Source organism: Lysobacter sp. P5_B9, from assembly GCF_054049835.1.
Window position 1 is genome coordinate 78,751 of the sequence record NZ_JBFULP010000001.1, and the last position, 25,826, is coordinate 104,576.

Below are 25,826 nucleotides of genomic sequence, written 5' to 3' on the forward strand. Positions count from 1 at the left end.
ATGAGTCGCCCGGATTCCGCCTCCGCGCGTCGTCTGCCGCGCGCCCTGCTTGCGCTGGTCGAATTCTTCCGCCTGGAAGCGGCGGGTGGCATCACCCTGATCGCGGCTGCGGCGCTCGCGCTGGTCGCGGCGAATTCGCCGCTGCAAGACAGCTATGAAGCGTTCCGCAGCTTCAATCTCAAGCTGGGTTTCGGCGATGTCGCCATCGCCAAGCCATTGCTGCTGTGGATCAACGATGGCCTGATGGCCGTGTTCTTCCTGCTGGTGGCGCTGGAAATCAAACGCGAACGTCTCACTGGCCAGCTGGCGGGGCGGGAGCAGCTGATCCTGCCGCTGGTCTGTGCCACCGCCGGCGTACTCGTGCCCTCGCTGTTGTTCACCGCGCTCAACCACGGCGATGCTCCGGCCATGCGCGGCTGGGCGGTGCCGGCGGCCACCGACATCGCCTTCGCATTGGGCGTGCTGGCGCTGCTTGGTTCGCGCGTGCCGGTCGGCATGAAGCTGCTGTTGTCGACGATTGCGGTGGTCGACGACCTGATCGCGATCCTGATCATCGCCGCGTTCTATTCGCACGGGATGTCGTTTGCCGCACTCGGGCTCGCGGCCCTGGTGCTGGTGGCGATGACGCTGCTCAACCGCTCCAGGGTCACCGCGCTGTGGCCTTACCTGCTGCTGGGCGCGGTGCTGTGGGTGTGCGTGCTGAAGTCGGGCGTGCACGCGACGCTCGCGGGCGTGGCGACCGGGTTGATGATTCCGCATGTCGACAAGCGCAACGCGATTCCGGATGAGATCGAGCATTCGCCGCTGGAGACGCTGGAGCACGCGCTGCATCCGTGGGTGGCATACGCGATCCTGCCGGTCTTCGCCTTTGCCAACGCCGGCCTCGTGCTGGGCGGATTGCAGATGAAGGACGCGCTCGCGGCGTTGCCGCTGGGTATCGCATTGGGCCTCGTGCTGGGCAAGCCGATCGGCATCGTCGGCGCCGCGCTGTTGATGCGCACGATGGGCTGGGCACGTTTTCCGAAGGGAATGGACCTGCGCGCGATGTTCGGCCTGGGTGCGCTGTGCGGCATCGGTTTCACCATGAGCCTGTTCATCGCCTCGCTGGCCTACAACGACCGCCTGCGTTACGACGAGTCGGTGCTGGGCATCCTGGGGGCGTCGGTATTGGCGGCGGTGCTGGGGTTCGCGTGGTTGCGCGCGGTGCTGCCGGAACGAGGCGTGGGAGAGCAATGAAGCACGCGCTGGTGTTCGGAGGCAGCGGCCAGATCGGGCGGCCCTTGCTGGGCAGGTTGCTGCGCGAGGGCTGGCGCATCACCGCGTTGTCGCGGCAGCCACAGCACGAACGCACGGGGCTGGTGTGGTTGCGCGGGGACTTGAGTGCACTGCCGGCATTGCCGGTGCGGGTGGATGCGATCGTCAGCTGTGGACCCCTCGATGCCTTTGCACAGTGGTACGGCGCCGCCAGGATCGAATGCGATCGCATCGTCGCCTTCGGCTCCACCAGCGTGGACGTGAAGCGCGGCTCGGCCGATCCGCGCGAGCGCGATGTCGCCCAGCGCCTGCGCGCGGGCGAAGAAGGTGTGCTGGCCACGGCCGCATTGCGTTCGGCGCAGGCGACGCTGCTGCGGCCGACCCTGATCTACGGCGCCGGACGCGATGCCACGCTGACGCGCATCGCGCGCCTGGCGCAGCGTTGGGGGCGTTTTCCGTTGCCGCGCAATGCCACCGGACGCCGCCAACCGGTGCACGTCGATGACCTGGCCGCCGCGGCATTCGCGGTGATCGGCACCGCCGCGGCGCACGGGCAGACCTATGCGTTGCCCGGGGGCGAGACCTTGCCGTATCGCGAGATGGTGCAACGCGTGCTCGCCGTGCTCGAGCCGCCGCCGTCGCTGGTGGAACTGCCGTCGCCGCTATTCAATCTCGCCCTGGCGGCCGCGAAACTCGCAGGCGGCACGGGATTGGGCGAAGCCGCGGTGCGGCGCATGCGCACGGACCTGGTATTCGACGACACGCCGGCACGCCGCGACTTCGGCTATGCACCGCGCGCGTTCCGGCCCACGGCGCGGATGTTCGAGGCGCGCGATGAGATCGAGGAAATCGTCTGAGCGCGCTACGGGGTTTCGCTGGCCGGAATCACGCGTGATTTCGCGATCGCCCGCAGCGCGATGATCAGCACGCCGCCCAGCACCATCGCGCCGCCCAGCCACAGCCGCGGTCCCGGGCGGTCGCCCCAGAACGCGATGCCCAGCGCCACCGCGAGCACCGGCACCAGCAACAGCCACGGCGTCACCTGCGCCACCGGATGCCGCTGCACCAGCACGTAATAGAGGCCGTGGCCAAGCAGCGATGAAACGAACGCGGCGTAGAGCGCACCTGTCCACGCGACCCAGCTCACCTGCGGCAGTTGCGCCAGCGCGCCGGGTTCGACCGCCGCACTGATCGCCAGCAGGGGCAGCACGCTGAAAACGGCCGTCCAGCCTTGCTGGCTGAAGACATCCAGTCCGCGCAGGCCCTTCATCAGCACCGTGCCGATGGCGAGGAACGCGGCCGAGACCAGCATCAGCAGCAGGGACATCGGCTGGTCCAGCACCAGCGGGTCGAAGCCGAGCACCAGCACGCCCGCGAAGCTCACCGCGATCGCCACGCCGGTGCGCCAGGCGAAGCGCTCGCCGAGCAGCCACCACGCCAGCAGCGCGGTCATCGGCACGTAGCTCTGCATCACGATCGCCGGCGACGACAGGTCACCGGCGAGCTTGAGCGCGCTGAAGCTCAGGCCGAAATGCACCACGCCCACGCACAGCGCGACAGCGACCAGCCGCAGCCATTGCCCGGGTGCCGGGCGCTTGAGGAAGAACGCCAGCGGCAACGCCAGCAGGGCGAAGCGCACCGCGGTGAACAGGAACGGCTGGATCTCGCGCAGCGCCAGCGCGGAGATCAGGAAATTGAGGGCCCAGGCGACGCAGACCAGCAGGACGAGGGCGATGTCGCGGGCGGGCATGGCCGGCGAGGGCGAAGGCGCGTGTGACAACCTCAATAACGCCAGCCGAGCTTGCGATACAGCTTCGCCAGCACCCATGCGGGTCCGATCAGCAGGTAGGTGAGGTCGGTGAGGAAGCTGGGCTTCTTGCCCTCGATCTTGTGTCCGATGAACTGGCCGATCCAGGCGACGATGAAGACCGCAATCGCCACGCGCAGCAGACCGAGCTGGCCGAGGTTGTCGTACAGCCAGCGGGTGAGAAAACCCATCACCACGAACGTGGCCAGCATGCCGAAGCCCAGCGGGCGCGATGCGCGGTAATAGAACATCCAGGCCGCGAACATCGCGAGTGCTGCCCACGTGCCCGGCACGAACAGGCCGGTCGGCACGGGCAGGCACCACAGCAGCGCGACCACGCTCCACAGGATCGCGGGGACGCACACCACGTGGATGAGCTGGTTGGTTTCGTTGCGGTGGTCGCCGGAGTAGCTGGCGAACCAGCGGTCGATCGGGCGGTCGGTGGTCGCGTTCATCGAAAAGTCCCCTGTGGATGCGAACGACTGTACGCCGGGGGATGTGCGCTGTCAGCCGGCCGCATCACGCGGCTGCGCGCGGCGAGGCCGGAGCATGTGGCCGGCCCCGCATCGATCAGTCGACGGAAATTCCCGCCAGCTTCTGCAGCGCCTCGGCATAGCGCGCGCGCGTGCGGTCGATCACTTCCTGCGGCAGCTTCGGACCCGGCGGGCGCTTGTCCCAGTCCAGCGTCTCCAGGTAGTCGCGCACGATCTGCTTGTCGTAGCTCGGCGGGCTGGTGCCGACCTGGTACTCGTCGGCCGGCCAGTAGCGCGAGGAATCCGGCGTCAGCATCTCGTCCATCACGTACAGGCGGCCGTCGGCATCGGTGCCGAACTCGAACTTGGTATCGGCCAGCAGGATGCCGCGCTGCGCGGCGTAGTTGCGCGCGAAGGTGTACAGGCGCAGCGTCGCGTCGCGCACCTGTTCGGCGAGTGCGGCGCCGATAGTGTGCACGACCGTGTCGAAATCGATGTTCTCGTCGTGGTCGCCGACCGCGGCCTTGGTCGACGGGGTGAAGATCGGTTCGGCCAGTTGCTCGGCCTGGCGCAGGCCGTCGGGCAGGGCGATGCCGCTGATGCGGCCGGTACGCTGGTAGTCCTTCCAGCCGCTGCCGATCACGAAGCCGCGCGCGATGCATTCCACCGGCACCGGCTTCAGCCGCTTGGTCACCACCGAGCGCTTCGCATACAGCGAAGCGTCCACGCCTGGCGGCAACACGGATTCCACCGCGATGCCGGTGAGGTGGTTGGGCAGGATGTGTTCGGTCTGGCCGAACCAGAAATTGCTGATCTGGCACAGCATCTCGCCCTTGCCCGGAATAGGGTCGGGCAGCACCACGTCGAACGCGCTGAGGCGGTCGGTCGCGACCATGAGCAGGTGATCGCCGGGATGGCCGGCGGGCAAGCGGTCGCCGGGCAGGTCGAACACGTCGCGGACCTTGCCGCGGTGGCGCAGCGTCAGGCCGGGCAGATCCGATTCCAGCAGGAAGGGACGGGACACAGTCGTGGGCAAGGCAGACATCCTCAGCAAAGCAGCCGTAATGGCTCATGCCTGCCTGCGCATCGCGCGGGCGGGCGCGACAGGGCCGGGAAGTGTACGCCGGTCGGGCGGGGCTTGCAGGGTAAGCTCAGGCCGCGTGCGCGGCCTGACGAACGCCCGGCGCGCTGCGCCGGGCCGGGCTGCGACCGCCGAACAAGTTGGGGGTGCCGTAAACTGCGCACCCGATTCCAACGGTGTTTGCAGCCGCCCCGATGAAACGCTGGTACGGCAAATTGCTGGGTTTCATCGCCGGTGCCGAGCTGCTGCGGTTCAATCCGCTGCTGGGGGCCCTGATCGGCCTGCTGATCGGGCATGCCTTCGACACCGACTGGTTCAGGCTGCGCCGCGACAACCCCTACGCCGTGCTCGGCCTGACCGACGAGGCCAGCGATGCCGAAATCGACCTGGCCTACCGCCGCCTGATCTCGCAGTACCACCCCGACCGCATGGCCGGCGCCGCGGAAGAGCTGCGCCGCCAGGCCGAGGCCAAGGCCCGCGAGATCAACGCCGCCTACGACCGCATCCAGACCCTGCGCAGGAAGTAAGCACGCCATGCAATCGACCGTGATCGCCCCGTCCATCCTCTCCGCCAACTTCGCCAGGCTCGGCGATGAGGTCGACCACGTGCTCAAGGCCGGCGCCGACTGGGTGCACTTCGACGTGATGGACAACCACTACGTGCCCAACCTCACCATCGGCCCGATGGTGTGCGAGGCGCTGCGCAAGCACGGCGTGACCGCGCCGATCGACGTGCACCTGATGGTGCAGCCCGTCGACCGCATCGTTCCCGACTTCGCCAAGGCCGGCGCCTCGCTGATCAGCTTCCATCCCGAAGCCAGCGCGCACGTGCATCGCACGGTGCAGCTGATCAAGGCGTCGGGTTGCCAGGCGGGCCTCGTGCTGAACCCGGCAACGCCGGTGGAAGTGCTCGACTACGTGCTCGAGGAGCTCGACCTGGTCCTGCTGATGTCGGTGAACCCCGGTTTCGGCGGCCAGTCCTTCATTCCCTCGGCGTTGGAGAAGCTGCGCCGCGTGCGCGCGATGATCGACCGCAGCGGCAAGCCGATCCGGCTCGAGATCGATGGCGGGGTGAAGGCCGACAACATCGCGGAAATCGCCGCCGCCGGCGCCGATACCTTCGTCGCGGGTTCGGCGATCTTCAACGCGCCGGACTACGCCGACGTCATCGCCAGGATGAAGGCAGCGGTCGCCGGCGTGCGCTGAGCGCGCAACTATCCCGTGAATGAAAACGGCAGGCCGTTGCCGGCCTGCCGTTGAAGATTGGAGGCAATCCCGCCTCCGCCCGTCGTCCCTGGGAATGGCCTCCTATTTTCCCGGCGGAAGATGACATCCATGTGATGAATTCTTCTATGCCCGCGGCACTCGCCCCGGTCGGGGGCCTGCACCGCGGTGGCATACTGCCCCGCCGCCTTCCGCGCGATCCGCGTTTGCCCCGCATGCAGCTCGACGCCGACCAGTTCCGCCAGCTTGCCGAGGCCGGCCATACCCGCATTCCCGTAGTGCGCGAGGTCTTTTCCGATCTCGACACACCGCTGTCGGTGTACCTGAAGCTCGCCGACGGTCCGCATACCTATCTGTTCGAATCCGTCGAAGGCGGCGAGCGCTTCGGCCGCTACTCGATCATCGGCCTGCCGGCGCGGCGGGTGTACGCCTTCGCCGGCCACACCCTGTTCGTGACCGAAGACGGTGAGCTGGTCGAAAGCCGTGTCGTCGAGGATCCGTTCACCGAAGTCGAGCGCCTGCGCACCGCGCATTCGGTGCCGAAGATCGAAGGCCTGCCGGGCTTCACCGGCGGCCTGGTCGGCTGGTTCGGTTTCGAGTGCGTGCAGTACATCGAGCCGCGCCTGGCCGCGCCGCAGCGGGACGGATCGCACAAGCCCGACGAACTGGGTACGCCCGACATCCTGCTGATGCTCAGCGAGGAACTGGCGGTATTCGACAATCTCAAGGGCCGCCTGTACCTGATCGTCCACGCCGACCCGCGCGAGGAACGTGCCTTCGCGCGTGCGCAGCGCCGGCTCGATGAATTGACCCACCGCCTGCGCCAGGGCGGCCAGGGTTATCCGGAAACACGCGATCCCAACGGCCTGGAGGAAGAGGACTTCGTCTCCGGCTTCACCCGCGAGGGCTTCATCGATGCGGTGGAGAAATCGAAGGAACTGATCCGCGCCGGCGACATCTTCCAGGTCGTGCTGAGCCAGCGCCTGAGCGTGCCGTTCAAGGCGCGCCCGGTCGATGTCTATCGCGCGCTGCGGGCGTTGAATCCGTCGCCGTACATGTACTTCCTCGATGTGGGCGGCACCCAGGTCGTGGGCTCGTCGCCGGAAATCCTCGTGCGCCTGATGGGCGACGAGATCACCGTGCGTCCGATCGCCGGCACGCGTCCGCGCGGCGCCACGGTCGAACAGGACCAGGCGCTGGAAGCCGAACTGCTGGCCGATCCGAAGGAACGCGCCGAGCACCTGATGCTGATCGACCTGGGCCGCAACGATGTCGGCCGCGTCAGCGAGCCGGGCACGGTGGAGGTGGGCGAGCAGTTCGTGATCGAGCGCTACAGCCACGTCATGCACATCGTCAGCGAAGTCACCGGCACGCTGAAGGCGGGCCTGAGCTACGCCGACGTACTGCGTGCGACATTCCCCGCCGGCACGGTCAGTGGCGCACCCAAGATCCGCGCACTGGAAGTGATCCGCGAGCTCGAACCGATCCGCCGCAACGTCTATTCCGGGGCGGTCGGCTACATCGGCTGGCACGGCGACGCCGACACCGCGATCGCGATCCGCACCGCCGTCATCCAGGACGGCCGCCTGCACGTGCAGGCCGGCGCCGGCATCGTTTACGACTCCGACCCGGCGAAGGAGTGGGAGGAGACGATGAGCAAGGGCCGCGCCCTGTTCCGTGCCGTCGCCGAGGCCGCGCGCGGGCTCTGACGGCGTCGACGGGCCGCGCGCCTGTCCGTTTCGCCCCTGCCGTTCGTCCGCTTTTGTCCGCCCGGGCTTGTCCTGTCCGGCCGGTCCGCGCGTGCCTCAACGTTTTGTTCACAAGAGGAACGGTTCACTGCGAGTGCAGGGGAACATCCGGTTGAAATAATGCCCATGCCAATTGCGTGACTTGAGGGAGTGCGCCATGCATCAGATTCCCGACACCAGCGTCCAGGCCCGGTTTGCCAACGGCTTTGCCCGCGCGATCGAACTGATCTGCCCGGGCTGCAATGCAAAGGCGATGTTCGAGGCGCGGCCCTGGCAGGAGCATGGCGGCCAGGTCGTGGCCACGGAAATGAGCTGCACCCGCTGCGGGCGCCCGGTCCTGCTGGTGCAGCTGATCGACGACTTCAACAACTGCAAGCCGGAAACGCTCTTCACCTATCCGGCGCCGGGCGGACGCGAATGCATGACGGGCACGCAGCATCTGCACGCCTTGTCCGGACCGCTGGCACGCACGTACGACTCGGCCCTGAAGCTCTACAACCACGCCGAATGGGGCCCCACCGCGCTGACGGTGCGACACCTGCTCGAAGGCCTGTGCGCGCGCCTGCTGCCCGCGGAGAAGCGCGACCTGCCGCTGCCACGCCAGCTCGAGACCTTGCCGCGCGATATCGACCTGACCCGGCCGTTGCAGGACATCTCGCACCTGATGGCGCCCGATGGCGCGTTCGGCCGGCAGTTCGAGGACGAAGCCGCGATCGACAAGGTCACCGCCGAAAACCTGCTCGAACTCGCCGAGCAACTGATCCATTACCTGGTGGTGCTGCCGGGCGAGCTGGCGGAGCTCAAGAGCCGCATTGCCACGGCCCCGGTGCCGCTGCGCCGAGGCGGAAGCGTGGGGTAGGGCGACTGCGTTACGCGCGGCGTGCCGGCGCTATCGCTGCATCGGTACGTCGCGTCGCTCGCCCACCTGCAACAAGAACCGCGCGTACCGATCTGGAAACCAGCCCGAGGCCTTTGCGTCTGCACCGTGAGCCGTCGCCACGGAGGCAGCGCGATGGGTCGCCCTTTTTTTGCGGCCGAATCCCTCCGACGCCATGCGCAGGCCTGATGGGGCCAAGGGCCAGCCACAAGGCGACGCCAGGTCCGGGTGGCGCGACCGCTTCCGTGCATCGCATGCAATGCGCGCCAGAAACATTACGGATCGTTCATGGCGCGGAAAGGCGCCGGTGAAGCCCGGGAGCGCAACCTGTCGCTGCGATGGGGATACGCCCCACCGGCAACCCAGACCTTCATCCAGGAGCCACCATGAACGACTATCGCAAGATCCTGTTCGCCGCCGCTCTGAGCGCCTTCGCGGGCACGGCCCTTGCCGCACCGCCCGCCACCACGCCTGCCTCCTCGACCACGCCGGCCAACTCCACCGCGCCAGCCAAGGTCACCAAGCACAAGCACATGGCCAAGGCCAAGAAGGACGTGAAGTCCGACAAGGCGCCCGCAAGCAGCGACGCCAAGAAGAGCTGATCGAAGAGCTGATCTGTCCCCGACGCCCGTAAGTGGATGCGGGCGGGATACCCCGTCGAAGGTTTTCGGCGGGGTATCCTTTTTCATCCGGGAGGTGACATGCGCGTCCTGCTGGTCGAAGACGATCCCCACACCGCGGCCTTCATAGGCAAGGGCCTGCGCGAGGACGGCCATGTGCTCGACCATGCCGAGGACGGCAAGCAGGGCCTGTTCCTGGCCACCACCGAAACCTACGACGCGATCGTGCTCGACCGCATGCTGCCGGGCCTCGATGGCCTGGTCGTGCTGCAGACCCTGCGCGGCGCCGGCAATCGCACGCCGCTGGTGCTGCTGACGGCGCTGGGGGAAGTGGACCACCGCGTCGAGGGCCTGCGCGCCGGCGCCGACGACTACCTGGCCAAACCGTTTGCCTATTCCGAGCTGAGCGCGCGCCTCGACAGCATCGTGCGCCGCAGCCGCGCGGGCGACGAGCGTGAGCCGACCCGCCTGCGCGTGGGCGACCTCGAGCTCGACCTGCTCAGCCGCGAGGCGCGTCGCGGCGATCGGCGCATCGAACTGCAGCCGCGCGAGTTCCGCCTGCTCGAATACCTCATGCGCCAGGCCGATCGCGTGGTCACGCGCACCATGCTGCTCGAGGCGGTGTGGGACTACCACTTCGATCCGCAGACCAACGTCATCGACGTGCACATCAGCCGGCTGCGGCAGAAGATCGACCACGGCTTCGCGCGGCCATTGCTGCATACCGTTCGCGGCGCCGGCTACCGGCTGGGCGAATGACCCCGGCCAACAACCATGCGCTTTCCACCAGCACGCGACTTGCGCTGGTGGTGATGGCCGCCTTCCTGCTCGCGTTCGTATTGCTCGGGGCCGGTGTCTACTACGCCGTTTCGACCCTGCTGCTGCAGGACGCACGCGAACTGGTGCGCAACGACGCGGCCGGCCTGCTCGACGTGTATCGCGAAGACGGGCGCAAGACGCTGCTCGAGGAATTGCAGCGCCGTCTGGCGGAGCCGGAAGACCCCGATGCCGTGTACGCACTGGTGTCGCCGCGTGGCCAGCTGCTCATGGGCAGCTTCACCACGCTGCCGCATTACCGGCGGGGCGCGCGCTGGATCGAGTTCGACGAGCGGCTGCTTTCGCAGGACGGCGACGATGCCCCGCTGCACGTGGTCGCCTACCTGCAGCCGCTGGCCGGCGGCGATATGTTGTTGGCCGGATTGCGACTGCGCTCGCAGGACCGCTTCCTCGCTTTGATGCAGCACACGGCGCTGGTCGCACTGGTGTTCGCCGCCACGCTCGGTGCATTGATCGGCTGGCTCACGTCGCGGTGGGTATCCCGACGCCTGCGCAGCCTCGACGCCACGGCCGAGCGCGTGGGCGGCGGCGAGCTCGCACTGCGGGTGCCGCTCGATCACAGCGGCGATGCCTTCGACCGGCTCGCGCGCCGTTTCAACGGCATGCTCGATCGCATCGAGGAACTGCTCGGCGGGGTGCGCCATGCCACCGACCACATCGCCCACGACCTGCGCACGCCCCTGACCCGGCTGCGCAACCGCCTGGAAGGTCTCCGCCAGCAGCCCGTTGGCACCGCCCAGGGAGCCGCGCTCGATGGCGCGATCGCCGAAACAGATCAGCTGCTGCAGTCGTTCGGTGCGTTGTTGCGACTGGCACGCATCGAAGCACAGGCACCCGCGAAAGATGATCCATTGCTCGACCTGTCCGCGCTGGTTGCGGACGCGATTGAGCTGTACACACCCAGCGCCGGCGAACGCGGAATCCGGCTGGCTTCCGACCTGCGTCCCGCGTGGGTACACGGCGACCGCGACCAGCTCTTCCAGGCATCGGTCAACCTGCTCGACAACGCCGTGAAATATGCGCCGGCCGGGAGCGTCGTCGCAGTGTCGTCGCATGCCACGACCGAAGGCGTGGTGCTGCAGGTCGATGATCGTGGTCCCGGGATCCCGGAAGGCGATCGCGAGCGCGTCTTCGACCGTTTCCAGCGCCTGGAAGGCCATCGGGGTTCACCCGGCAGCGGGCTGGGCCTGAGCCTGGTGCGCGCGATCGTGCAACGGCATGGCGGCCGCGTGGTGTTGCTGGATCACGAGCCGGGATTGCGGGTGCGCGTGATCCTGCCGTCGGCTGCATCGGCGGCCCCGCAAAGCGAAGTTTCATAAGGCCGGCCACCGGCACCGGGCAGGTGCATGCGATATCCTGCCGGCCCGTCCGCGCCCCCGCCGCGGCACCGGAAGCAGGCAGTTCCATGCTGTTGATGATCGACAACTACGACAGTTTCACCTTCAACCTCGTGCAGTACCTGCAGACGCTGGGCGCAGAGGTGAAGGTGGTGCGCAACGACGAGCTGTCGGTGGCGCAGATCGAGGCGCTGGCGCCCGAGCGCATCGTGATTTCCCCCGGCCCCTGCACACCGAACGAGGCGGGCGTTTCCGTGGATGTAATCAGGCAGCTCGGCGCACGCGTGCCCATCCTCGGGGTCTGCCTCGGCCACCAGAGCATCGGCCAGGCCTACGGCGGCGACGTGGTCCGCGCCAAGACCATCATGCACGGCAAGACATCGCGCATCCGCCACGGCGGGCAGGGCGTATTCGCCGGATTGCCGGATGCCTATGAAGCGACGCGGTACCACTCGCTGGTGGTCGCGCGCGACACCTTGCCCGGCAGCCTCGAAGTCACCGCGTGGACCGACAGTGACGACGGCTCCTTCGACGAGATCATGGGCCTGCGCCATCGCGAGCATCCCGTCGAGGGCGTGCAGTTCCATCCCGAGTCGATCCTGACCGAGCATGGGCATGCGCTGCTGAAGAACTTCCTCGAACGATAGAACCGCACCCCGGCGGCGAGGGGTATTCCACCCGCAAACCCGGTACGGCAATCCACGCAGACAGAAGCCGCAATGCCCATCACCCCGCAAGAAGCCCTGCAGCGCACCATCGAGCACCGCGAGATCTTCCATGACGAGATGGTCGATCTGATGCGGCAGATCATGCGCGGCGAGGTATCGCCGACGATGACCGCGGCGATCCTCACCGGCCTGCGGGTAAAGAAGGAAACCGTGGGCGAGATCGCCGGCGCCGCCACCGTGCTGCGTGAATTCGCACGTCCCGTCCACGTTGCCGATCGCACCCACCTCGTCGACATCGTCGGCACCGGCGGCGACGGCGCGCACACATTCAACATTTCCACCGCGTCGATGTTCGTAGCTGCGGCGGCGGGCGCCCGCGTGGCCAAGCACGGCAATCGCAGCGTTTCGTCGAAGTCGGGTGCGGCCGACGTGCTGGAAGCCCTCGGCGCAAGCATCGAGCTGCAGCCCGAGCAGGTGGCGCAATGCATCGAGCGTTGCGGCATCGGCTTCATGTTCGCGCCGGTGCACCATCCGGCGATGAAGGCGGTCGCCCCGGTGCGCGGCGAGATGGGCGTGCGCACCATCTTCAACATCCTGGGTCCGCTGACCAACCCGGCCAATGCGTCCAGCATCCTGATGGGCGTGTTCCATCCCGACCTCGTCGGCATCCAGGTGCGCGTCCTGCAGGAGCTGGGCGCGCAACGCGCGCTGGTGGTGTGGGGTCGCGACGGCATGGACGAGATGTCGCTGGGTGCGGCCACGCTCGTGGGCGAACTGCGCGACGGCGTCGTGCGCGAATACGAAGTGCATCCGGAAGATTTCGGCATCGCCATGGCCGCCTCGCGCAACCTGCGCGTGGCCAATGCGGTCGAATCGAAGGCGATGCTGCTGGATGCGCTCGGCAACAAGCCGGGGCTGCCGCTGGAGATCGTGGCGCTCAACGCCGGCGCGGCGCTGTATGCGGCGGGCGTGGCCGATTCGATCGGCGACGGCATCGCCAGGGCGCGCGACGCCATCGCGTCCGGTGCCGCCCGCGCGAAACTGGAACAATTCATCGCCATCACGCAGGAACTCGCCGGGGGCAAGGCATGAACGGTTTCGCCAAACTCCCCGAGCCACCGTACTTCGCCGTGATCTTCTCCTCACAGCGCAACGGCGACGACGAGGCCGGATATGCGGCGGCCGCCGAACGCATGCTGGAACTGGCCGCGCAGCAGCCGGGCTTCCTCGGCGCGGAATCGGTACGCGGCGCCGACGGCTTCGGCATCACCGTGTCCTACTGGGAAAGCGAAGCCGCGATCGGTGCCTGGAAGTACCAGGCCGAGCACGCCGCCACCCGCGCGCACGGTCGCAAGCACTGGTACGAACATTTCGAGCTGCGCGTGGCCAAGGTCGCGCGCGCATATGGAAAGCCGGCCCTCGGTACGGCTAGGTAATCGGATTGATAAATGCCGCGCCGGCGGCTGGCCAAGGCAAACCATAGCGCCTTGTTCCATGGCCTCGCCCAGACCGGCGCCGCAAAGAAACTACAATTTCCCCCAATGACCGACATCCTCACCACCATCCTCGCGCGCAAGGCCGAGGAAATCGAACAGCGCAGCCGCGTGCGACCGTTGTCGGAACTGCGCGCGCGTGCGCTGAACCAGCCGGCCACGCGCGGCTTCGTCAGGGCGATCCGCAACAAGCTGGATGCCGGCGATGCCGCCGTGATCGCGGAAGTGAAGAAGGCCAGTCCCTCCAAGGGCGTGATCCGTGCCGACTTCCGGCCGTCCGAGATCGCGCGTAGCTATGAAGCGGGTGGCGCGGCCTGCCTGTCGGTGCTCACCGACGTCGATTTCTTCCAGGGCAGCAACCTGTACCTCAGCGAGGCGCGCAGCGCCTGCCGGCTGCCGGTGATCCGCAAGGACTTCATCGTCGATCCCTACCAGGTCTACGAGGCGCGCATGATCGGCGCCGACTGCATCCTACTGATCGTCGCCGCGCTGGAGGACGCGCAGTTGGTCGAGCTGGCCAATCTTGCCGGCGAGCTGGACATGGACGTGCTGGTGGAGGTCCACGATGTCGACGAGCTTGAGCGCGCGCTGCAGACCGATTGCGAATTGATCGGCGTGAACAACCGCAACCTGCGCACATTCGAGGTTTCGCTCGACACAACCTTGATGTTGCAGGATGCGGTGCCGCGCGATCGCATCCTCGTCACCGAAAGCGGCATCGCCGCGCGTGACGACGTGAAGAAGATGCGCGCCGCCGGCGTGAATGCCTTCCTCATCGGCGAGACGTTCATGCGTGAAGCCGATCCGGGTGCGGCGCTCAAGCGCCTGTTCGCCGCATGAGCATCAAGGGCAGGCAGTATCCGAGGGCACAGGCCGGCGCCCCGCTGGTCGTCTTCGACTTCGACCACACCCTGTACGACGGCGATTCCGGTAGTCACCTGTTCGCATGGCTGATCCGGCGCAGCTGGTGGCGGCGACTGCTGGCATTGCCGATGCTGCCGCTGTTCCTCCCACTGGTGGCCTTACTGCCGACGCGACGCTTCGGGGTCAGCGCATTCGTGTGGGCAGGGACGGTGGGCTTCCATCGCCCGCGCGAGCTCGACGCGCTCATCGACCGCTATGTCGCCACGCATGCCGGGAAGATCAGGGAGCGCCTGCTGCCCATCGGCATCGATGTCCTGCATCGTCATCGCGAAGCGGGCGACCGCGTGGTGGTCGCGACCGGAGCGCCGCCGGAACTGGCGCGCGCAATCCTGGCTTTCGTCGCCCACGAGGACGTTCCCGTGGTTGGCACGCAGGTGGGCCCGCGCCTGGGCGGCCTCGGCGCGAAGCGCCACTGCCACAACGAGATGAAGATGACGATGTTGCGCGAGGCGGGCTTCCGCGACGAAGTCGCCGTGGCCTATTCCGACAGCAGCGCCGACCTGCCGCTGCTGCGCGCCGCGCGCAAGCCGGTGGTGGTGAACCCGAAGCCCGGGCGCGTGGAGATGTTCCGCCGCGTGCTTCCTGCCGGTACGCCGATCCTCAACTGGGGCTGCCGCAAGCGCGGCGGGGACGCGATCCCCGGCTAGCACCTTCGTGCCGCGCAGTGGCCGTCCGCGGCTCACTCGCGTTCCGGGGCTGTCAGGTCATCGAAGAACTTGGCCAGGGAGTGGTCGGCGAAATCGCGGAACTCGCCCGCATCGTAGAAACGGCCGTAGCAGTGCTTGCAGCTCTCGAACCAGATGTGCGGCTGCTGCGCATCGACCATGCGGATCAGCCGCCAGTGCGCGCACCGGGGGCACTCGATGCGGTCGATGTGGTTGTACCGGGCGCCGACTTCGGCATCCCCGGTGTCGATCTCCGCAGCGGCATCCTTGAGGCGCTCATGGTCGAGCGGCTCGAACCACAGGCCGGCGCACTGCGTGCACCGGTGCACGATGCAACCCGAGTGAGTGACGGGTGCCATCACCGAGTGGCATTTCGGACACTGCATGGATCGCTTCCTGTCGGGCGGTGCTCAGTCGCCCAGTAGCTTGATGAAATGCCTGGAGCCTTCGCTGTAGCCGCACCCTAGGTAGAACGCATGGGCGGCTTCACGGCGGACATTGCTGGTGACCTCGATGCGGGCCACGTGGGCGCGGCGCGCGATGGCCTCGGCTTCACGCAACAGCCGGCGGCCGATGCCCTGGCGGCTGCAATTGGCCGACACCACCAGCGCCGTGATGCGGCCGAGGTCGGCGCCACGGGTGATCGAGTAGCGGATGTCGAGCGACATCAACCCACAAACCGCGCCCTCGATCTCGGCGACCACGAGGAACAGCCGCGGATCGTGCAGGACGCGCGAGATGCGCTCGGCGGCGTCCTCGCGCGTGCAGGGATAGCCGAGTGCGTCGAGCAGGCCGGCGACGTCGTTGGCATCGCCGATCTGGGCTGGGCGGATGCGCACCGTCGTGGTGGACGAGCCGGCCAGCCTACCCATTGCTCAGTCGCGCGTGCCGTAGAGGACGACGGTCTTGCCGCGGGCGTGCAGCTTGCCGTCCGCCTGGAGCTTCTTCAGCACGCGGCCGGCCATCTCGCGCGAGCAGCCGACCAGGCGTGAAAGCTCCTGGCGCGACACCCGGATCTGCGTGCCCTGCGGGTGGCTCATCGCCTCCGGTTCGCGGGACAGGTCGTGCAGCGCCCGGACGATGCGGTCGGTGACGTCGAGGAAGGCCAGGCGACCGGCCTTGCGGCTGGTGTCGAGCAGGCGCTTCGAGATCTGCGCGCCGATCTGGTAGAGCAGCTTCGGGGCGTCCGTGGCCAGGCGGGTCAGCAGCAGGTCGTAGAAGCGTTCGTGGCCGATCTCGGCCAACTCGCACGGGGTGCGGGTACGCAACACGACTTCGCGGCGCTCGCTCTCGACGAACAGGCCGAGTTCGCCAATGAACTCGCCCGGGCCGAGGTAGCCCAGGACCAGCTCACGGCCGTCGTCTTCCTCGGTGATGATGCTGACCGAGCCGGAGATCAGGTAATAGATGGTGTTTGCCGGGTCGCCCGGGCGGAACACGTCGGTGCGGGAGGGATAGCGGCGGCGGTGGCAGTGTGCGAGGAAGCGCTCGATGGTGGCGCTGTCCGGCATCAACGGGCTGTTGGTCTTGCGCAGGGCTATCACGGATATCGACCAGTTGAATTGATTAGGAACCGGCGGAGCTTAGGGCCAAGCCGGGGCATGGGCAAATAGTGCCGGATATTGCCGCTGGTGGTCACCGGAATGACGACCGATGTCCCAGTTCCGGTTCCCGGGGGCGCCACGGCCGCCTTCCGGCGCCACGCGCGTGGCTGGTTTGGCCCCCGTGTTCCGATTGCCGCATAATCGCGCCCTCGCAAGCGCGGCCCCCCGCCGCCCGACCTGGACAAGACATTGGTCAAGCCGCTGCCGCGCCTGAAGCTCCAAGGCTTCAACAACCTCACCAAGGCGCTCTCGTTCAACATCTACGACGTGTGCTTCGCCGCCTCCGAGGACGAGCGCAAGCGCTACATCGAGTATATCGACGAGGCCTACAACGCCGACCGCCTGACCCAGATCCTGACCGATGTGGCCGACATCATCGGCGCCAACATCCTCAACATCGCCCGCCAGGACTACGACCCGCAGGGCGCCTCGGTGACGATCCTGATCTCCGAGCAGCCGGTCATCGACAAGGCCGACGCCAAGGGCGTGATCTCGGAAGCCGTGGTCGCGCACATGGACAAGTCGCACATCACCGTGCACACCTATCCGGAGACCCACCCGGACAACGGCATCGCGACCTTCCGCGCCGACATCGACGTCGCCACCTGTGGCGTGATCTCGCCGCTGAAGGCCCTGAACTACCTGATCGAGAGCCTGGAATCCGACATCGTGGTGATGGACTACCGCGTGCGCGGCTTCACCCGCGACATCAAGGGCAAGAAGCACTTCATCGACCACAAGATCAACTCGATCCAGGACTACCTGGCCAAGAACATCAAGTCGCGCTACGAGATGCTCGACGTGAACGTCTACCAGGAAAACATCTTCCACACGAAGATGCACCTGAAGGAGTTCGACCTCGATACCTATCTGTTCGAGGAGAAGGCCAAGAACCTGTCGTTCAAGGAGCGCATGAAGATCGAAGCGCGCCTGAAGCGGGAGATCGAAGAGCTGTACCACGGCCGCAACCTGGTCGACTGACCGGAAGCGCAGATGTGTAGAAAAAGGGCCGGCATTGCCGGCCTTTTCTTTGCGCTTCCTTTGCTCGTCATCCCGGCTTTCGCCGGGATGACGAGCAAAAGCGGCAAGCGGGATCAGATGCGATACGCGATCGTCTTCATCAGGTTCGACGCCATCGCCATCAGCGTCGGCACCGGTTGCGGCAAGGCACGCGCCCCCTGCGCCTGGGCATTGTCGGCATGGCGGGCTTCGTCGGCTTTCATGACTTCCAGGATCGCGCGGCTGCGCCCGTCGGCCGGCGGCAGCGTCTGCAGGTGCTCGTCGAGATGGGCCTCGACCTGGCGCTCGGTCTCGACCACGAACCCCAGGTTCCAGCCGTCGCCGCGCAGGCCGGCCAGCGCTCCGATCGCATAGCTGCCGGCATACCACACCGGGTTGAGCAGGCTGGGGCGGCTGTCCAGTTCATCCAGTCGTTGCGCGCACCAGGCGAGGTGGTCGGTTTCTTCCTGGGCGGCTTCGAGCAGGTGCGCGCGGGTGGCGTCGTCCCGCGCCACTGCGGCCTGGCCGACATACAGCGCCTGTGCGCAGACTTCGCCGACATGGTTGATGCGCATCAGTCCGGCGGCGTGGCGGCGTTCGGCATCGTCGAGGACGACGTCGGGCTCGCCGATCGCCGGGTTCGCGCGCTGCGCGGGCGGGGCACCGAAGATGGTGTCCAGCGCGTTCTGTGCATCGATCAGCAGGCGGTCGAACGGAGTAAGGGCGCGTGCATTCATGGGTCGCAGTTTAACGCCCGGATCAGGCGAGGCAGGCGGCGAGGAATTCCAGCGGGTGCTGGACCGGTTTCGCCGTCGCGTTCGCCAGGTGCAGGCGACAGCCGATGTTGGCACTGAGCAGGCGGGTGGCGCCGCTACGTTCGAATTGTTCGAGCAGCGGGGAGCGATAGGCGGCAGCGCGCTCGGGGTCCAACAGCATCTGCGTGCCGGCAGCGCCGCAGCAGCCGTAACCGGCGGTCAATTCGATGACCTCCAGCCCGGGGATGCGGGCGAGCAGGCCACGCAGCGCCGCCACCGACTTGACGACGTGGCGCTGGGTGCAGGGCAGGTGCAAGGCGATGCGCTCCCTGCATTCGGCGAACTGGATGGCGCCAGCGCGCTGGTGCAGGAACGCCAGGCCGTCCACGGTCGCGGCCACGCCGGATAGCGCCTGCGCCACTGCCTCATGACATCCACTGGCCAGCGTGAGCACGGTGCCACAGCCGGAAAAAGCGGCGCGGTTGATCGCCGCCAGGTGTTGGCTCGGCGAGCCCGCGTGCGCATGCAGCGCTCCGCAACAGGTCTGCGCTGGCGGAACGTGCATGCGCGCACCGGCCGCGGCGCACAGGCGCACGGCGGCGTCGCGCACGGCGCTTTCATAAGGTCGCGCGATGCATCCGACAAACAGTGCGACAGGCTCGGTGGGCGGCATCGAAGGCGTGGCCGATGCCGCTTTCCGGGCGACGCGGGCGGGACGCGGAAGTGGCCGCAGGGATTTCGGCAGCACGGGGAATAGCCAGCCGTACAGGCTGAGGAGCGCTCCGAGCAGCCGCGGGCGCGCCGCCAGCCGTTCCATCGCCGCCTGCCGCCAGCCCGCGCCGCGCCTGGCGCGCTGGCGGGTGCGCGCCTCGACCAGCAGTTCCCCATACTCCACGCCGGCCGGGCATACCGCTTCACAGCTGCGGCAACCCAGGCAGTGGTCCAGATGGCTGTCGGAAATGTCGGTCGGGGGGATCGTGCCCAAGGTCCAGGCCCGCGCCAGGGCGATGCGGCCGCGGGGCGATTCGGCTTCTTCGCGCTCCAGGCCGTAGGTCGGGCAGGCCGGCAGGCACAGGCCGCACTGGACGCAGCGGTCGGCCAGGGCCAGCAGCCGGTCCGGAGGGGAGGCGGCAGTGACAGGACGGAGGGCCGCAGGCATGGCCGGATGCTAGCACCGGGGTCCCCGGGCTTGCGGTGGCGGGGCAGGGCCGTTATGATCCCGCTTCTTTTCGTTCCGCCCAAACGCGAGGCGAAGTTCCGCCGGTCGATCCACGGGATCCCGCGCTGAATCAGCCCGACCAGGTACCCCCTAAGTAGAGCAGTCATGAAGACTTTTACCGCCAAGAACGAGACCGTCCAGCGCGACTGGTACGTCGTCGATGCCGAAGGCAAGACCCTCGGTCGCCTCGCCTCCGAGCTCGCCCGCCGCCTGCGAGGCAAGCACAAGCCCGTCTATACCCCGCACGTCGACACCGGCGATTACCTCGTGGTGATCAACGCCGAAAAGATCGCCGTGACCGGCAACAAGCTGCAGGACAAGATGTACTACCGGTTCACCGGCTACATCGGCAACCTGAAGTCCGAGACCCTCGGCCAGGCGCTCGAGCGCCATCCGGAGCGCGTCATCGAGATCGCCGTGAAGGGCATGCTCCCCAAGAATCCGCTGGGCCGTGCGATGTATCGCAAGCTCAAGGTCTACAAGGGCGCCGAACACCCGCACACCGCACAGCAGCCGCAGCCGCTGGACTTCTAAGGTAACGACACATGGCACTCCAGCAGAATTACGGCACCGGCCGTCGCAAGTCCTCCACCGCCCGCGTGTTCCTGCGCAAGGGCGACGGCAAGATCACCATCAACCAGCGTCCGATCGACGAGTTCTTCGGCCGCGAAACCGCGCGCATGATCGTGCGCCAGCCGCTTGAGCTGACCAAGTCGGGCGACAAGTTCGACGTCACGATCACCGTCGCCGGCGGCGGCATCACCGGCCAGGCCGGTGCGATCCGCCTGGGCATCGCCCGCGCGCTGGTCGAGTACGATGAATCGCTGAAGTCCGAGCTGCGCAAGGCCGGCTTCATGACCCGCGACGCCCGCGAAGTCGAGCGTAAGAAGGTCGGTCTGCACAAGGCACGTCGTGCCACCCAGTTCTCGAAGCGCTAATATTCGGAACTGCAGAAACAGCTTCATAGCCCCGTCGCCAAGCGGTAAGGCACCTGACTCTGACTCAGGCATTCGGTGGTTCGAATCCATCCGGGGCTGCCAAACACAAGGAACCCGCCGCAAGGCGGGTTTTTTGTTGTCTGCGATTTCGTCGCGAGTTTCGCGGCATGCGTTGCACGGCATAAGCTCACCCGCGACGCTGTTTCCGCCTAAGTTACAATTGCAACTATCGCGCTGCGGCGCAGAAATCCGGAGTCACAGATGAAGCTCGGTTCCCTCAAGGAAGGCGGCCGTGACGGCACCCTCATTGTCGTGTCGCGCGACCTCAAGCGTGCGGTCAAGGCCACCGGCATCGCCGACACCCTGCAGCGCGCGCTCGAGGACTGGTCCAATGCAGCGCCTCGCCTCAATGCGCTGTCCGATGCATTGAACGAAGGCAGCGCCGAAGGCGCCTTCGACCTCGACATGTCCGCGCTCGCCGCACCGCTGCCGCGTGCCTACGAATTCGTCGATGGCAGCGCCTATCTGCCTCACGTGGAGCGCGTGCGCCGTGCGCGTGGCGCGGAGGTGCCGGAAAGCTTCTACACCGATCCGCTGATGTACCAGGCCGTCAGCGCCGGCTTCTATGGCCCGCGCGATCCGGTGCGCGTCGTGAGCGAAGACTACGGCATCGATCTCGAAGCCGAAGTCGTGATCGTCACCGACGATGTGCCGATGGCAGTGACGCCGGAAGTCGCGGCCGCGCACATCCAGCTGGTGGGCCTGGTCAATGACGTGAGCCTGCGCAACCTGATTCCGGCCGAGCTCGGCAAGGGCTTCGGCTTCCTGCAGTCCAAGCCGCGTTCGGCGCTGTCGCCGGTCTTCGTCACGCCGGACGAGCTTGGCGCTGCGTGGCAAGACTGCAAGGTGCATCTGCCGCTGCTCACCCACATCAACGGCGAATGGTTCGGTGCGCCCGAGGCCGGGGTCGACATGCAGTTCAATTTCGCCCAGTTGGTGGCGCATGCGGCGAAGACGCGTCCGCTGTCGGCCGGCACGATCGTCGGTTCCGGCACGGTGGCCAATGAAGACACCAGCCTCGGGGCCTCGTGCTTCGCCGAGCGCCGGACCGTGGAGACGCTGGAAACAGGCAAGCCGATCACGCCCTTCATGAAGTTCGGCGACGTCGTGCGCATCGAAATGAAGGCGCGCGACGGCAGCGACGTGTTCGGGGCCATCGAGCAACGCATCGAGCTCCAGTCGGCCTGACCGGCGGCGCTGGCAGGCCGGCGGAAGGATGACTGCCGTCGGCCGCGCCCGCTAAGGTTGGTCATCCCGGCGACCCATCGGGCCGACGTACAGGGGAAGGGGACGTGGAAGACGCGCGCATCACCGATCAGTTGCGGCTGTATTCGTACTGGCGCTCCAGCGCCGCCTACCGCGTGCGGATCGGCCTGAATCTCAAGGGCCTGCCTTACGAGATCGTGCCCATCCACCTGCTGCGCGACGGCGGCGAACAGCGCACCGACGAATACCGCCGGATCAACCCCCAGGGGCTGGTGCCGGTGCTGCAGCATGGCAGCCGTCAATTGCGGCAGTCGCTGGCCATCCTGGAGTACCTCGATGAGACCTGGCCCATGCGCCCGCTGCTGCCCGTCACGGCGCGCTCGCGCCAGCGCGCCCGCGCGCTCGCACAGGCGATAGCCTGCGACATCCATCCGCTCAACAATCTGCGCGTGTTGCAGTATTTCGAGCACGAATGGAACGTGCCGCAGCCCGAACGCGATGTCTGGGTGCGCCATTGGATCAACGAGGGCTTCGGGGCGATCGAGGCGATGCTCAACGACCACCTCTCGACCGGCCAGTACTGCGAGGGCGAAACGCCGACCATTGCCGACTGCTGCCTGATCCCGCAGGTCTACAACGCGCGTCGCTTCGGCATCGACGTGGCGCAGTTCCCTACCATCGCGCGGATCGAGAAGGCCTGCCTGCAGCTGCCCGCATTCGACCTGGCGCGTCCGGAAATGCAGCCGGACAAACCCGCGTAGGGACCCGGATCCGCGGCCCTTGCGAAGCTGTCGATCGAGGTGCGCCGGTTCCCATGCAGCGGGAGCAAACGCTCCGCACTGCATATCCAGTTATCCGGCGGGAGTGAAGACTTCCGCGTAGGGGTCGTGTACGTCGCCGCCTTCGGACAGGCGGAACTTCAGGTCCAGGCCGTCGCGCGAATCGGCCGCGCGCAGCGCTTCCTCGCGCTCGATGCGGCCTTCCTTGTACAGGCGGAACAGGCACTGGTCGAAACTCTCCATGCCTTCCTGCAACGAGCCTTCCATCGCCGGCTTGATCTCGTGCACCTGGCCGCGGCGCATGAGGTCGCGGATCATCGGCGTGTTGATCAGGACTTCGGTCGCCGGCAGGCGACGGCCGTCCTTGCCGACCACGAGTCGCTGCGAGATCACCGCGCGCAGGTTCAGCGCAAGGTTCATCAGCACGTTCTTGTGCGCGGATTCGTTGAAGAAATTGAGGATGCGTTCCAGCGTCTGGTCGGCGTTGTTGGAGTGCAGCGTCGCCAGGCACAAGTGGCCGGTTTCGGCGAACGCGATCGCCGCCTCCATCGTGGTGGCGTCCAGGATCTCGCCGATCAGGATGACGTCCGGTGCTTCACGCATCGCGTTTTTCAACGCGTTGTGGAAGGCATGCGTGTCGAGGCCGACTTCACGCTGGTTGACGATCGACTTCTTGTGCTTGTGCAGGTATTCGATCGGGTCCTCGATGGTGAGGATGTGGCCCGAGGTGCTTGTGTTGCGATGATCGATCATCGCCGCGAGCGTGGTCGACTTGCCGGAACCGGTGGAACCGACGATCAGCACCAGCCCGCGCGGGGCCATGATGATGTCCTTCAGCACCTGCGGCAGCTGGAGTTCCTCGATCGACGGGATCACGCTGCGGATCGCGCGGATCACCATGCCGACTTCGCCGCGCTGCTTGAATACATTCACGCGGAACCGGCCGGCTTCCGCCAATGCCAGCGCCATGTTCAGCTCGAGGTCACGCTCGAAGTTGGGAACTTGTCCCTCGTCCATGAGCGAGTAGGCGATCTTCTTGACCATGCCCGGGGGCAGGCCGGTATTGCCGAGCGGATACAACTTGCCCTCGACCTTAATATACACAGGCGCGCCGGTGGTCAGGAACATGTCCGACGCGTTCTTTTCCGTCATCAGCTTGAGGAAATAGCCGATGTCCATGTATCCGTCCCCTTAACTATCAATAGCGCCGTTGCAAGCACAGCGCGAGCTTCCGACAATGGCCGCGCCGAAGCCATACCCATCCCCGGCAGTCACGGCATCCCCTATGAGCCCAAGCTTCGCACAAATCCTGAAACTTTCGCTGGCACTGGTTCTCGCTTCGGCCCTGCCCGCGATGGCCGCGCAGCCACCGGACGCAGAGCTGACGGCGGCGCAGCAGGCCGTCAGCCGGGCCGACAGCGCGGATGGCGACCAGTACGCGGCGCAGGAGCTGACGACGGCACGCGACGAATTGACCCAGGCGCAGCTGGCCATGACGGCCCGGAAGTACAAGGACGCCCTGGCCCTGTCCCTGGCGGCCGCAGCGGATGGTGACCTGGCTTACGCGCGCAGCCGGGCAGCGCAGACCCGCACCGAACTGGTCCAGCGCCGTTCCGAAATCGGCGACCTGCGCAGCCGGCTCCAGATCGATGAAGGCGGGATGCGCCCCAGTGCGCTCGACAGCGAACCGCCGGCCACGGGCGACTACGCGCTGCGCCTGCAGGCCCTGGCTGCCGATCCGCAACTGACCGCATTCGGGGCCTTCGAGCGCCTCCGGGCGCAGCAGGCGGTGGACGCGCTGGCGAAGGCCTCCCGCCGCAAGCATGAGGCCGCCGACTACCTCGCCCTGCGCCGGGTGGAGATCGCCGAACTCACCGCGCGTACCGAGTCGAGCCGTCGCGATATCGACCAGCTCGACCGCGAGCGTTCCGAGTTGCTGGTCGAAGCCAGCCGCCGCGATGCCGAGGCCGCCCGGGCCGAGGCCGAGCGCCTGCGCGTGCAGGCCCAGATCCAGGCCGAGGAGGCCGAACGGCTGCGCCAGCAGGCCGCGCAGAGCGACCTGGCGATGCAGGACGTGGAAGCCGCCATTGCCGGCGTCAGCGACGTGCAGGCGGCCAAGCTGAGGGCGGCGCGCGAGCGCGAAGCCAAGCTGGCGCGCGAGGAAGCCGAGCTCGTGGCAGGTGGCAAGCTGCCGTCTTCGCGCTGGGACGATCGTGGCGAGGTCTTCACCCTGGGCGGCGACACGTTTGCGGCTGGCAAGGCGACCCTGACCGACCGAGGCGCCTCCAGCGTGCGCACGCTCGCCGCCTACCTGCAGGCGACCAGTGGCAGCGCGGCGCGCATCGAGGGCATGGACCCGAAGGGCGCATTGGCCCAGCAACGCGCCGAAGCCGTGCGCGAGGCCCTGGTCAAGGCGGGGGCTTCGCGCCAGCAGGTGCGCGCGGCCGTGGGCTCTACGTCCAAATCCAAGCCCCGTGTCGAAGTGGTCATTTCGACAAAATAGTGATGCATATCAAATATTTATTCGATTGACCGGGGCGGGCGGGATGCGCCGCGCCATTCGTCCGCGGCCGCTTGCCGAGGCCGTTGGGGAGGAGTAGCGTCAATTATCCGAGCGGTTCCACAGCCGCTTGGTCGAGAGCCCGGTCCATGACGCAAACGCCCCTTTCGCAGGACACCGCCGCCACAAAAGAGGTCGCGGCGGACCTGCGTGAAGCCGGTCCGCTGATCCGCCGTCCCCGGCTCCCGTTATCACCCGACGCAACGCCTCGGTCCCGCGACCGGGGCGTTTTTGCGTCCGGGGTCTCGGCACCACGCCGTGCAACAGGCAATCGTTGAAGGAGGCACCATGTTCGAAGAACAACCGCAGCAGGAAATCGACGCGCTGATGCGTTCCAATCCCGAATTCAAGCAGCTGTATCAGCGCCATCGCGATCTGGACAAGAAGGTGATGGATGCCGAGCTCGGCGTATTGCCGGTCGACGACGCAACGCTCGGTCAAATGAAACGCGAGAAACTTGCTGCCAAGGACCGCCTGGTCCGCCTGTACGACGCGGGACACCACTGACGTCCCCGAATCCCTGAAGTATGGCCGGCGAGTCCACGAGGACATCGCCGGCGGTGGCGGCCGGCACAGGATCGGCCGCAACCATCGCCCCGGCTACTCCAACGCGGGCGGCGGCGCCTTCCTCGTCGGACCGCCGTCGCCCGCGCTGGGCATCACGACCGCGCGGCCGCACCTGCGCCCCGGCGCGGGCG

Annotated in this window: 30 protein-coding genes and 1 tRNA gene; 22 read left to right on the forward strand and 9 right to left on the reverse strand. The window is 67.1% G+C overall.

The window, feature by feature from the left end:
* Together nhaA and ACXJJ9_RS00340 are read left to right on the forward strand one after the other, a co-directional pair.
* Positions 1-1,236, forward strand: coding sequence for a Na+/H+ antiporter NhaA (gene nhaA / locus ACXJJ9_RS00335; protein ID WP_457095325.1), 1,236 nt, complete (start codon positions 1-3; stop codon positions 1,234-1,236).
* Positions 1,233-2,111: an NAD-dependent epimerase/dehydratase family protein gene (locus tag ACXJJ9_RS00340; protein ID WP_457095326.1), complete on the forward strand. Its 879-nt coding sequence runs from the start codon at positions 1,233-1,235 to the stop codon at positions 2,109-2,111. The genes nhaA and ACXJJ9_RS00340 overlap by 4 nt, the downstream gene beginning before the upstream one ends.
* 5 nt (positions 2,112-2,116) lie before the next feature.
* On the opposite strand, the gene ACXJJ9_RS00345 is transcribed toward ACXJJ9_RS00340, so the two are convergent.
* The 3 genes from ACXJJ9_RS00345 to ACXJJ9_RS00355 form a co-directional block, all read right to left on the reverse strand.
* On the reverse strand, positions 2,117-3,004 hold the full coding sequence (locus tag ACXJJ9_RS00345) for a DMT family transporter (protein WP_457095327.1): 888 nt from the start codon (positions 3,002-3,004) through the stop codon (positions 2,117-2,119).
* Positions 3,005-3,036: 32 nt separating this feature from the next.
* Positions 3,037-3,516 (reverse strand): Mpo1 family 2-hydroxy fatty acid dioxygenase, encoded by a 480-nt coding sequence (locus ACXJJ9_RS00350; RefSeq protein ID WP_457095328.1) that lies wholly within the window; start codon positions 3,514-3,516, stop codon positions 3,037-3,039.
* Between the two features lie 115 nt (positions 3,517-3,631).
* Complete coding sequence (locus tag ACXJJ9_RS00355; protein WP_457095329.1) at positions 3,632-4,579, reverse strand: phosphoribosylaminoimidazolesuccinocarboxamide synthase; 948 nt, start codon at positions 4,577-4,579, stop codon at positions 3,632-3,634.
* Between the two features lie 230 nt (positions 4,580-4,809).
* On the opposite strand from ACXJJ9_RS00355, the gene ACXJJ9_RS00360 reads away from it, so the two are divergent.
* The 12 genes from ACXJJ9_RS00360 (at position 4,810) to ACXJJ9_RS00415 (ending at position 14,990) form a co-directional block, all read left to right on the forward strand.
* The gene (locus ACXJJ9_RS00360; protein ID WP_310055990.1) at positions 4,810-5,142 is read left to right on the forward strand and encodes a J domain-containing protein; all 333 of its coding nucleotides are present in this window, start codon (positions 4,810-4,812) and stop codon (positions 5,140-5,142) included.
* Positions 5,143-5,149: 7 nt separating this feature from the next.
* The gene (gene rpe / locus ACXJJ9_RS00365) at positions 5,150-5,821 is read left to right on the forward strand and encodes a ribulose-phosphate 3-epimerase (RefSeq protein WP_457095330.1); all 672 of its coding nucleotides are present in this window, start codon (positions 5,150-5,152) and stop codon (positions 5,819-5,821) included.
* A gap of 233 nt (positions 5,822-6,054) precedes the next feature.
* The gene (trpE, locus tag ACXJJ9_RS00370) at positions 6,055-7,548 is read left to right on the forward strand and encodes an anthranilate synthase component I (RefSeq protein ID WP_457095331.1); all 1,494 of its coding nucleotides are present in this window, start codon (positions 6,055-6,057) and stop codon (positions 7,546-7,548) included.
* Between the two features lie 196 nt (positions 7,549-7,744).
* A complete protein-coding gene (locus tag ACXJJ9_RS00375) occupies positions 7,745-8,446 on the forward strand; it encodes a hypothetical protein (protein ID WP_457095332.1) in 702 nt (233 codons plus the stop codon).
* Between the two features lie 404 nt (positions 8,447-8,850).
* Positions 8,851-9,066, forward strand: a complete 216-nt coding sequence (locus ACXJJ9_RS00380; protein WP_457095333.1) for a hypothetical protein — start codon at positions 8,851-8,853, stop codon at positions 9,064-9,066.
* A 99-nt stretch (positions 9,067-9,165) separates the two neighbouring features.
* Positions 9,166-9,843 carry a winged helix-turn-helix domain-containing protein gene (locus tag ACXJJ9_RS00385; protein WP_457095334.1) on the forward strand — a complete coding sequence of 226 codons (678 nt, stop codon included), beginning with the start codon at positions 9,166-9,168 and terminating at the stop codon, positions 9,841-9,843.
* Positions 9,840-11,240 carry an ATP-binding protein gene (locus ACXJJ9_RS00390; protein WP_457095335.1) on the forward strand — a complete coding sequence of 467 codons (1,401 nt, stop codon included), beginning with the start codon at positions 9,840-9,842 and terminating at the stop codon, positions 11,238-11,240. The genes ACXJJ9_RS00385 and ACXJJ9_RS00390 overlap by 4 nt, the downstream gene beginning before the upstream one ends.
* An 86-nt stretch (positions 11,241-11,326) precedes the next feature.
* Positions 11,327-11,905, forward strand: coding sequence for an anthranilate synthase component II (locus tag ACXJJ9_RS00395; protein WP_457095336.1), 579 nt, complete (start codon positions 11,327-11,329; stop codon positions 11,903-11,905).
* Positions 11,906-11,977: 72 nt separating this feature from the next.
* Positions 11,978-13,018 carry an anthranilate phosphoribosyltransferase gene (gene trpD, locus ACXJJ9_RS00400; protein WP_457095337.1) on the forward strand — a complete coding sequence of 347 codons (1,041 nt, stop codon included), beginning with the start codon at positions 11,978-11,980 and terminating at the stop codon, positions 13,016-13,018.
* The gene (locus ACXJJ9_RS00405; protein ID WP_457095338.1) at positions 13,015-13,362 is read left to right on the forward strand and encodes an antibiotic biosynthesis monooxygenase family protein; all 348 of its coding nucleotides are present in this window, start codon (positions 13,015-13,017) and stop codon (positions 13,360-13,362) included. The genes trpD and ACXJJ9_RS00405 overlap by 4 nt, the downstream gene beginning before the upstream one ends.
* A gap of 105 nt (positions 13,363-13,467) precedes the next feature.
* Entirely contained in the window at positions 13,468-14,259 is a 792-nt protein-coding gene (gene trpC, locus ACXJJ9_RS00410) for an indole-3-glycerol phosphate synthase TrpC (protein WP_457095339.1), read from the forward strand.
* Positions 14,256-14,990 carry a haloacid dehalogenase-like hydrolase gene (locus tag ACXJJ9_RS00415; protein ID WP_457095340.1) on the forward strand — a complete coding sequence of 245 codons (735 nt, stop codon included), beginning with the start codon at positions 14,256-14,258 and terminating at the stop codon, positions 14,988-14,990. Before trpC ends, ACXJJ9_RS00415 begins: the two co-directional genes overlap by 4 nt.
* A gap of 32 nt (positions 14,991-15,022) precedes the next feature.
* On the opposite strand, the gene ACXJJ9_RS00420 is transcribed toward ACXJJ9_RS00415, so the two are convergent.
* Genes ACXJJ9_RS00420 through crp form a run of 3 tightly spaced genes read right to left on the reverse strand, consistent with a single transcriptional unit; the run spans position 15,023 to position 16,519 of the window.
* A complete protein-coding gene (locus ACXJJ9_RS00420; protein ID WP_457095341.1) occupies positions 15,023-15,394 on the reverse strand; it encodes a TFIIB-type zinc ribbon-containing protein in 372 nt (123 codons plus the stop codon).
* A gap of 24 nt (positions 15,395-15,418) precedes the next feature.
* A complete protein-coding gene (locus ACXJJ9_RS00425) occupies positions 15,419-15,880 on the reverse strand; it encodes a GNAT family N-acetyltransferase (RefSeq protein WP_310056029.1) in 462 nt (153 codons plus the stop codon).
* Positions 15,881-15,883: 3 nt separating this feature from the next.
* A complete protein-coding gene (crp, locus tag ACXJJ9_RS00430) occupies positions 15,884-16,519 on the reverse strand; it encodes a cAMP-activated global transcriptional regulator CRP (RefSeq protein ID WP_310056308.1) in 636 nt (211 codons plus the stop codon).
* 282 nt (positions 16,520-16,801) lie between these two features.
* On the opposite strand from crp, the gene speD reads away from it, so the two are divergent.
* The gene (gene speD / locus ACXJJ9_RS00435; RefSeq protein WP_187712885.1) at positions 16,802-17,593 is read left to right on the forward strand and encodes an adenosylmethionine decarboxylase; all 792 of its coding nucleotides are present in this window, start codon (positions 16,802-16,804) and stop codon (positions 17,591-17,593) included.
* A gap of 113 nt (positions 17,594-17,706) precedes the next feature.
* On the opposite strand, the gene coq7 is transcribed toward speD, so the two are convergent.
* Together coq7 and ACXJJ9_RS00445 are read right to left on the reverse strand one after the other, a co-directional pair.
* Positions 17,707-18,348, reverse strand: a complete 642-nt coding sequence (gene coq7 / locus ACXJJ9_RS00440; RefSeq protein ID WP_457095342.1) for a 2-polyprenyl-3-methyl-6-methoxy-1,4-benzoquinone monooxygenase — start codon at positions 18,346-18,348, stop codon at positions 17,707-17,709.
* Between the two features lie 22 nt (positions 18,349-18,370).
* A complete protein-coding gene (locus ACXJJ9_RS00445) occupies positions 18,371-19,525 on the reverse strand; it encodes a (Fe-S)-binding protein (RefSeq protein WP_457095343.1) in 1,155 nt (384 codons plus the stop codon).
* Positions 19,526-19,690: 165 nt separating this feature from the next.
* Here ACXJJ9_RS00445 and rplM point away from each other — a divergent pair, with 165 nt between their 5' ends.
* The 5 genes from rplM (at position 19,691) to maiA (ending at position 22,550) form a co-directional block, all read left to right on the forward strand.
* Positions 19,691-20,119 (forward strand): 50S ribosomal protein L13, encoded by a 429-nt coding sequence (rplM, locus tag ACXJJ9_RS00450; RefSeq protein ID WP_310056037.1) that lies wholly within the window; start codon positions 19,691-19,693, stop codon positions 20,117-20,119.
* An 11-nt stretch (positions 20,120-20,130) separates the two neighbouring features.
* Positions 20,131-20,523, forward strand: a complete 393-nt coding sequence (rpsI, locus tag ACXJJ9_RS00455; protein ID WP_310056038.1) for a 30S ribosomal protein S9 — start codon at positions 20,131-20,133, stop codon at positions 20,521-20,523.
* A gap of 27 nt (positions 20,524-20,550) precedes the next feature.
* Positions 20,551-20,625: transfer RNA gene (locus ACXJJ9_RS00460), tRNA-Gln, on the forward strand.
* A 159-nt stretch (positions 20,626-20,784) separates the two neighbouring features.
* Positions 20,785-21,771, forward strand: coding sequence for a fumarylacetoacetate hydrolase family protein (locus ACXJJ9_RS00465; protein WP_457095344.1), 987 nt, complete (start codon positions 20,785-20,787; stop codon positions 21,769-21,771).
* 119 nt (positions 21,772-21,890) lie between these two features.
* Entirely contained in the window at positions 21,891-22,550 is a 660-nt protein-coding gene (maiA, locus tag ACXJJ9_RS00470; protein WP_457096128.1) for a maleylacetoacetate isomerase, read from the forward strand.
* 90 nt (positions 22,551-22,640) lie between these two features.
* On the opposite strand, the gene ACXJJ9_RS00475 is transcribed toward maiA, so the two are convergent.
* Positions 22,641-23,747, reverse strand: coding sequence for a PilT/PilU family type 4a pilus ATPase (locus ACXJJ9_RS00475; RefSeq protein ID WP_310056042.1), 1,107 nt, complete (start codon positions 23,745-23,747; stop codon positions 22,641-22,643).
* Between the two features lie 106 nt (positions 23,748-23,853).
* Here ACXJJ9_RS00475 and ACXJJ9_RS00480 point away from each other — a divergent pair, with 106 nt between their 5' ends.
* Both ACXJJ9_RS00480 and ACXJJ9_RS00485 read left to right on the forward strand, forming a co-directional pair.
* The gene (locus tag ACXJJ9_RS00480) at positions 23,854-25,071 is read left to right on the forward strand and encodes a DUF4398 domain-containing protein (protein ID WP_457095345.1); all 1,218 of its coding nucleotides are present in this window, start codon (positions 23,854-23,856) and stop codon (positions 25,069-25,071) included.
* A gap of 345 nt (positions 25,072-25,416) precedes the next feature.
* Positions 25,417-25,635, forward strand: a complete 219-nt coding sequence (locus tag ACXJJ9_RS00485) for a YdcH family protein (RefSeq protein WP_310056046.1) — start codon at positions 25,417-25,419, stop codon at positions 25,633-25,635.
* The last annotated feature ends 191 nt before the right edge of the window (positions 25,636-25,826 follow it).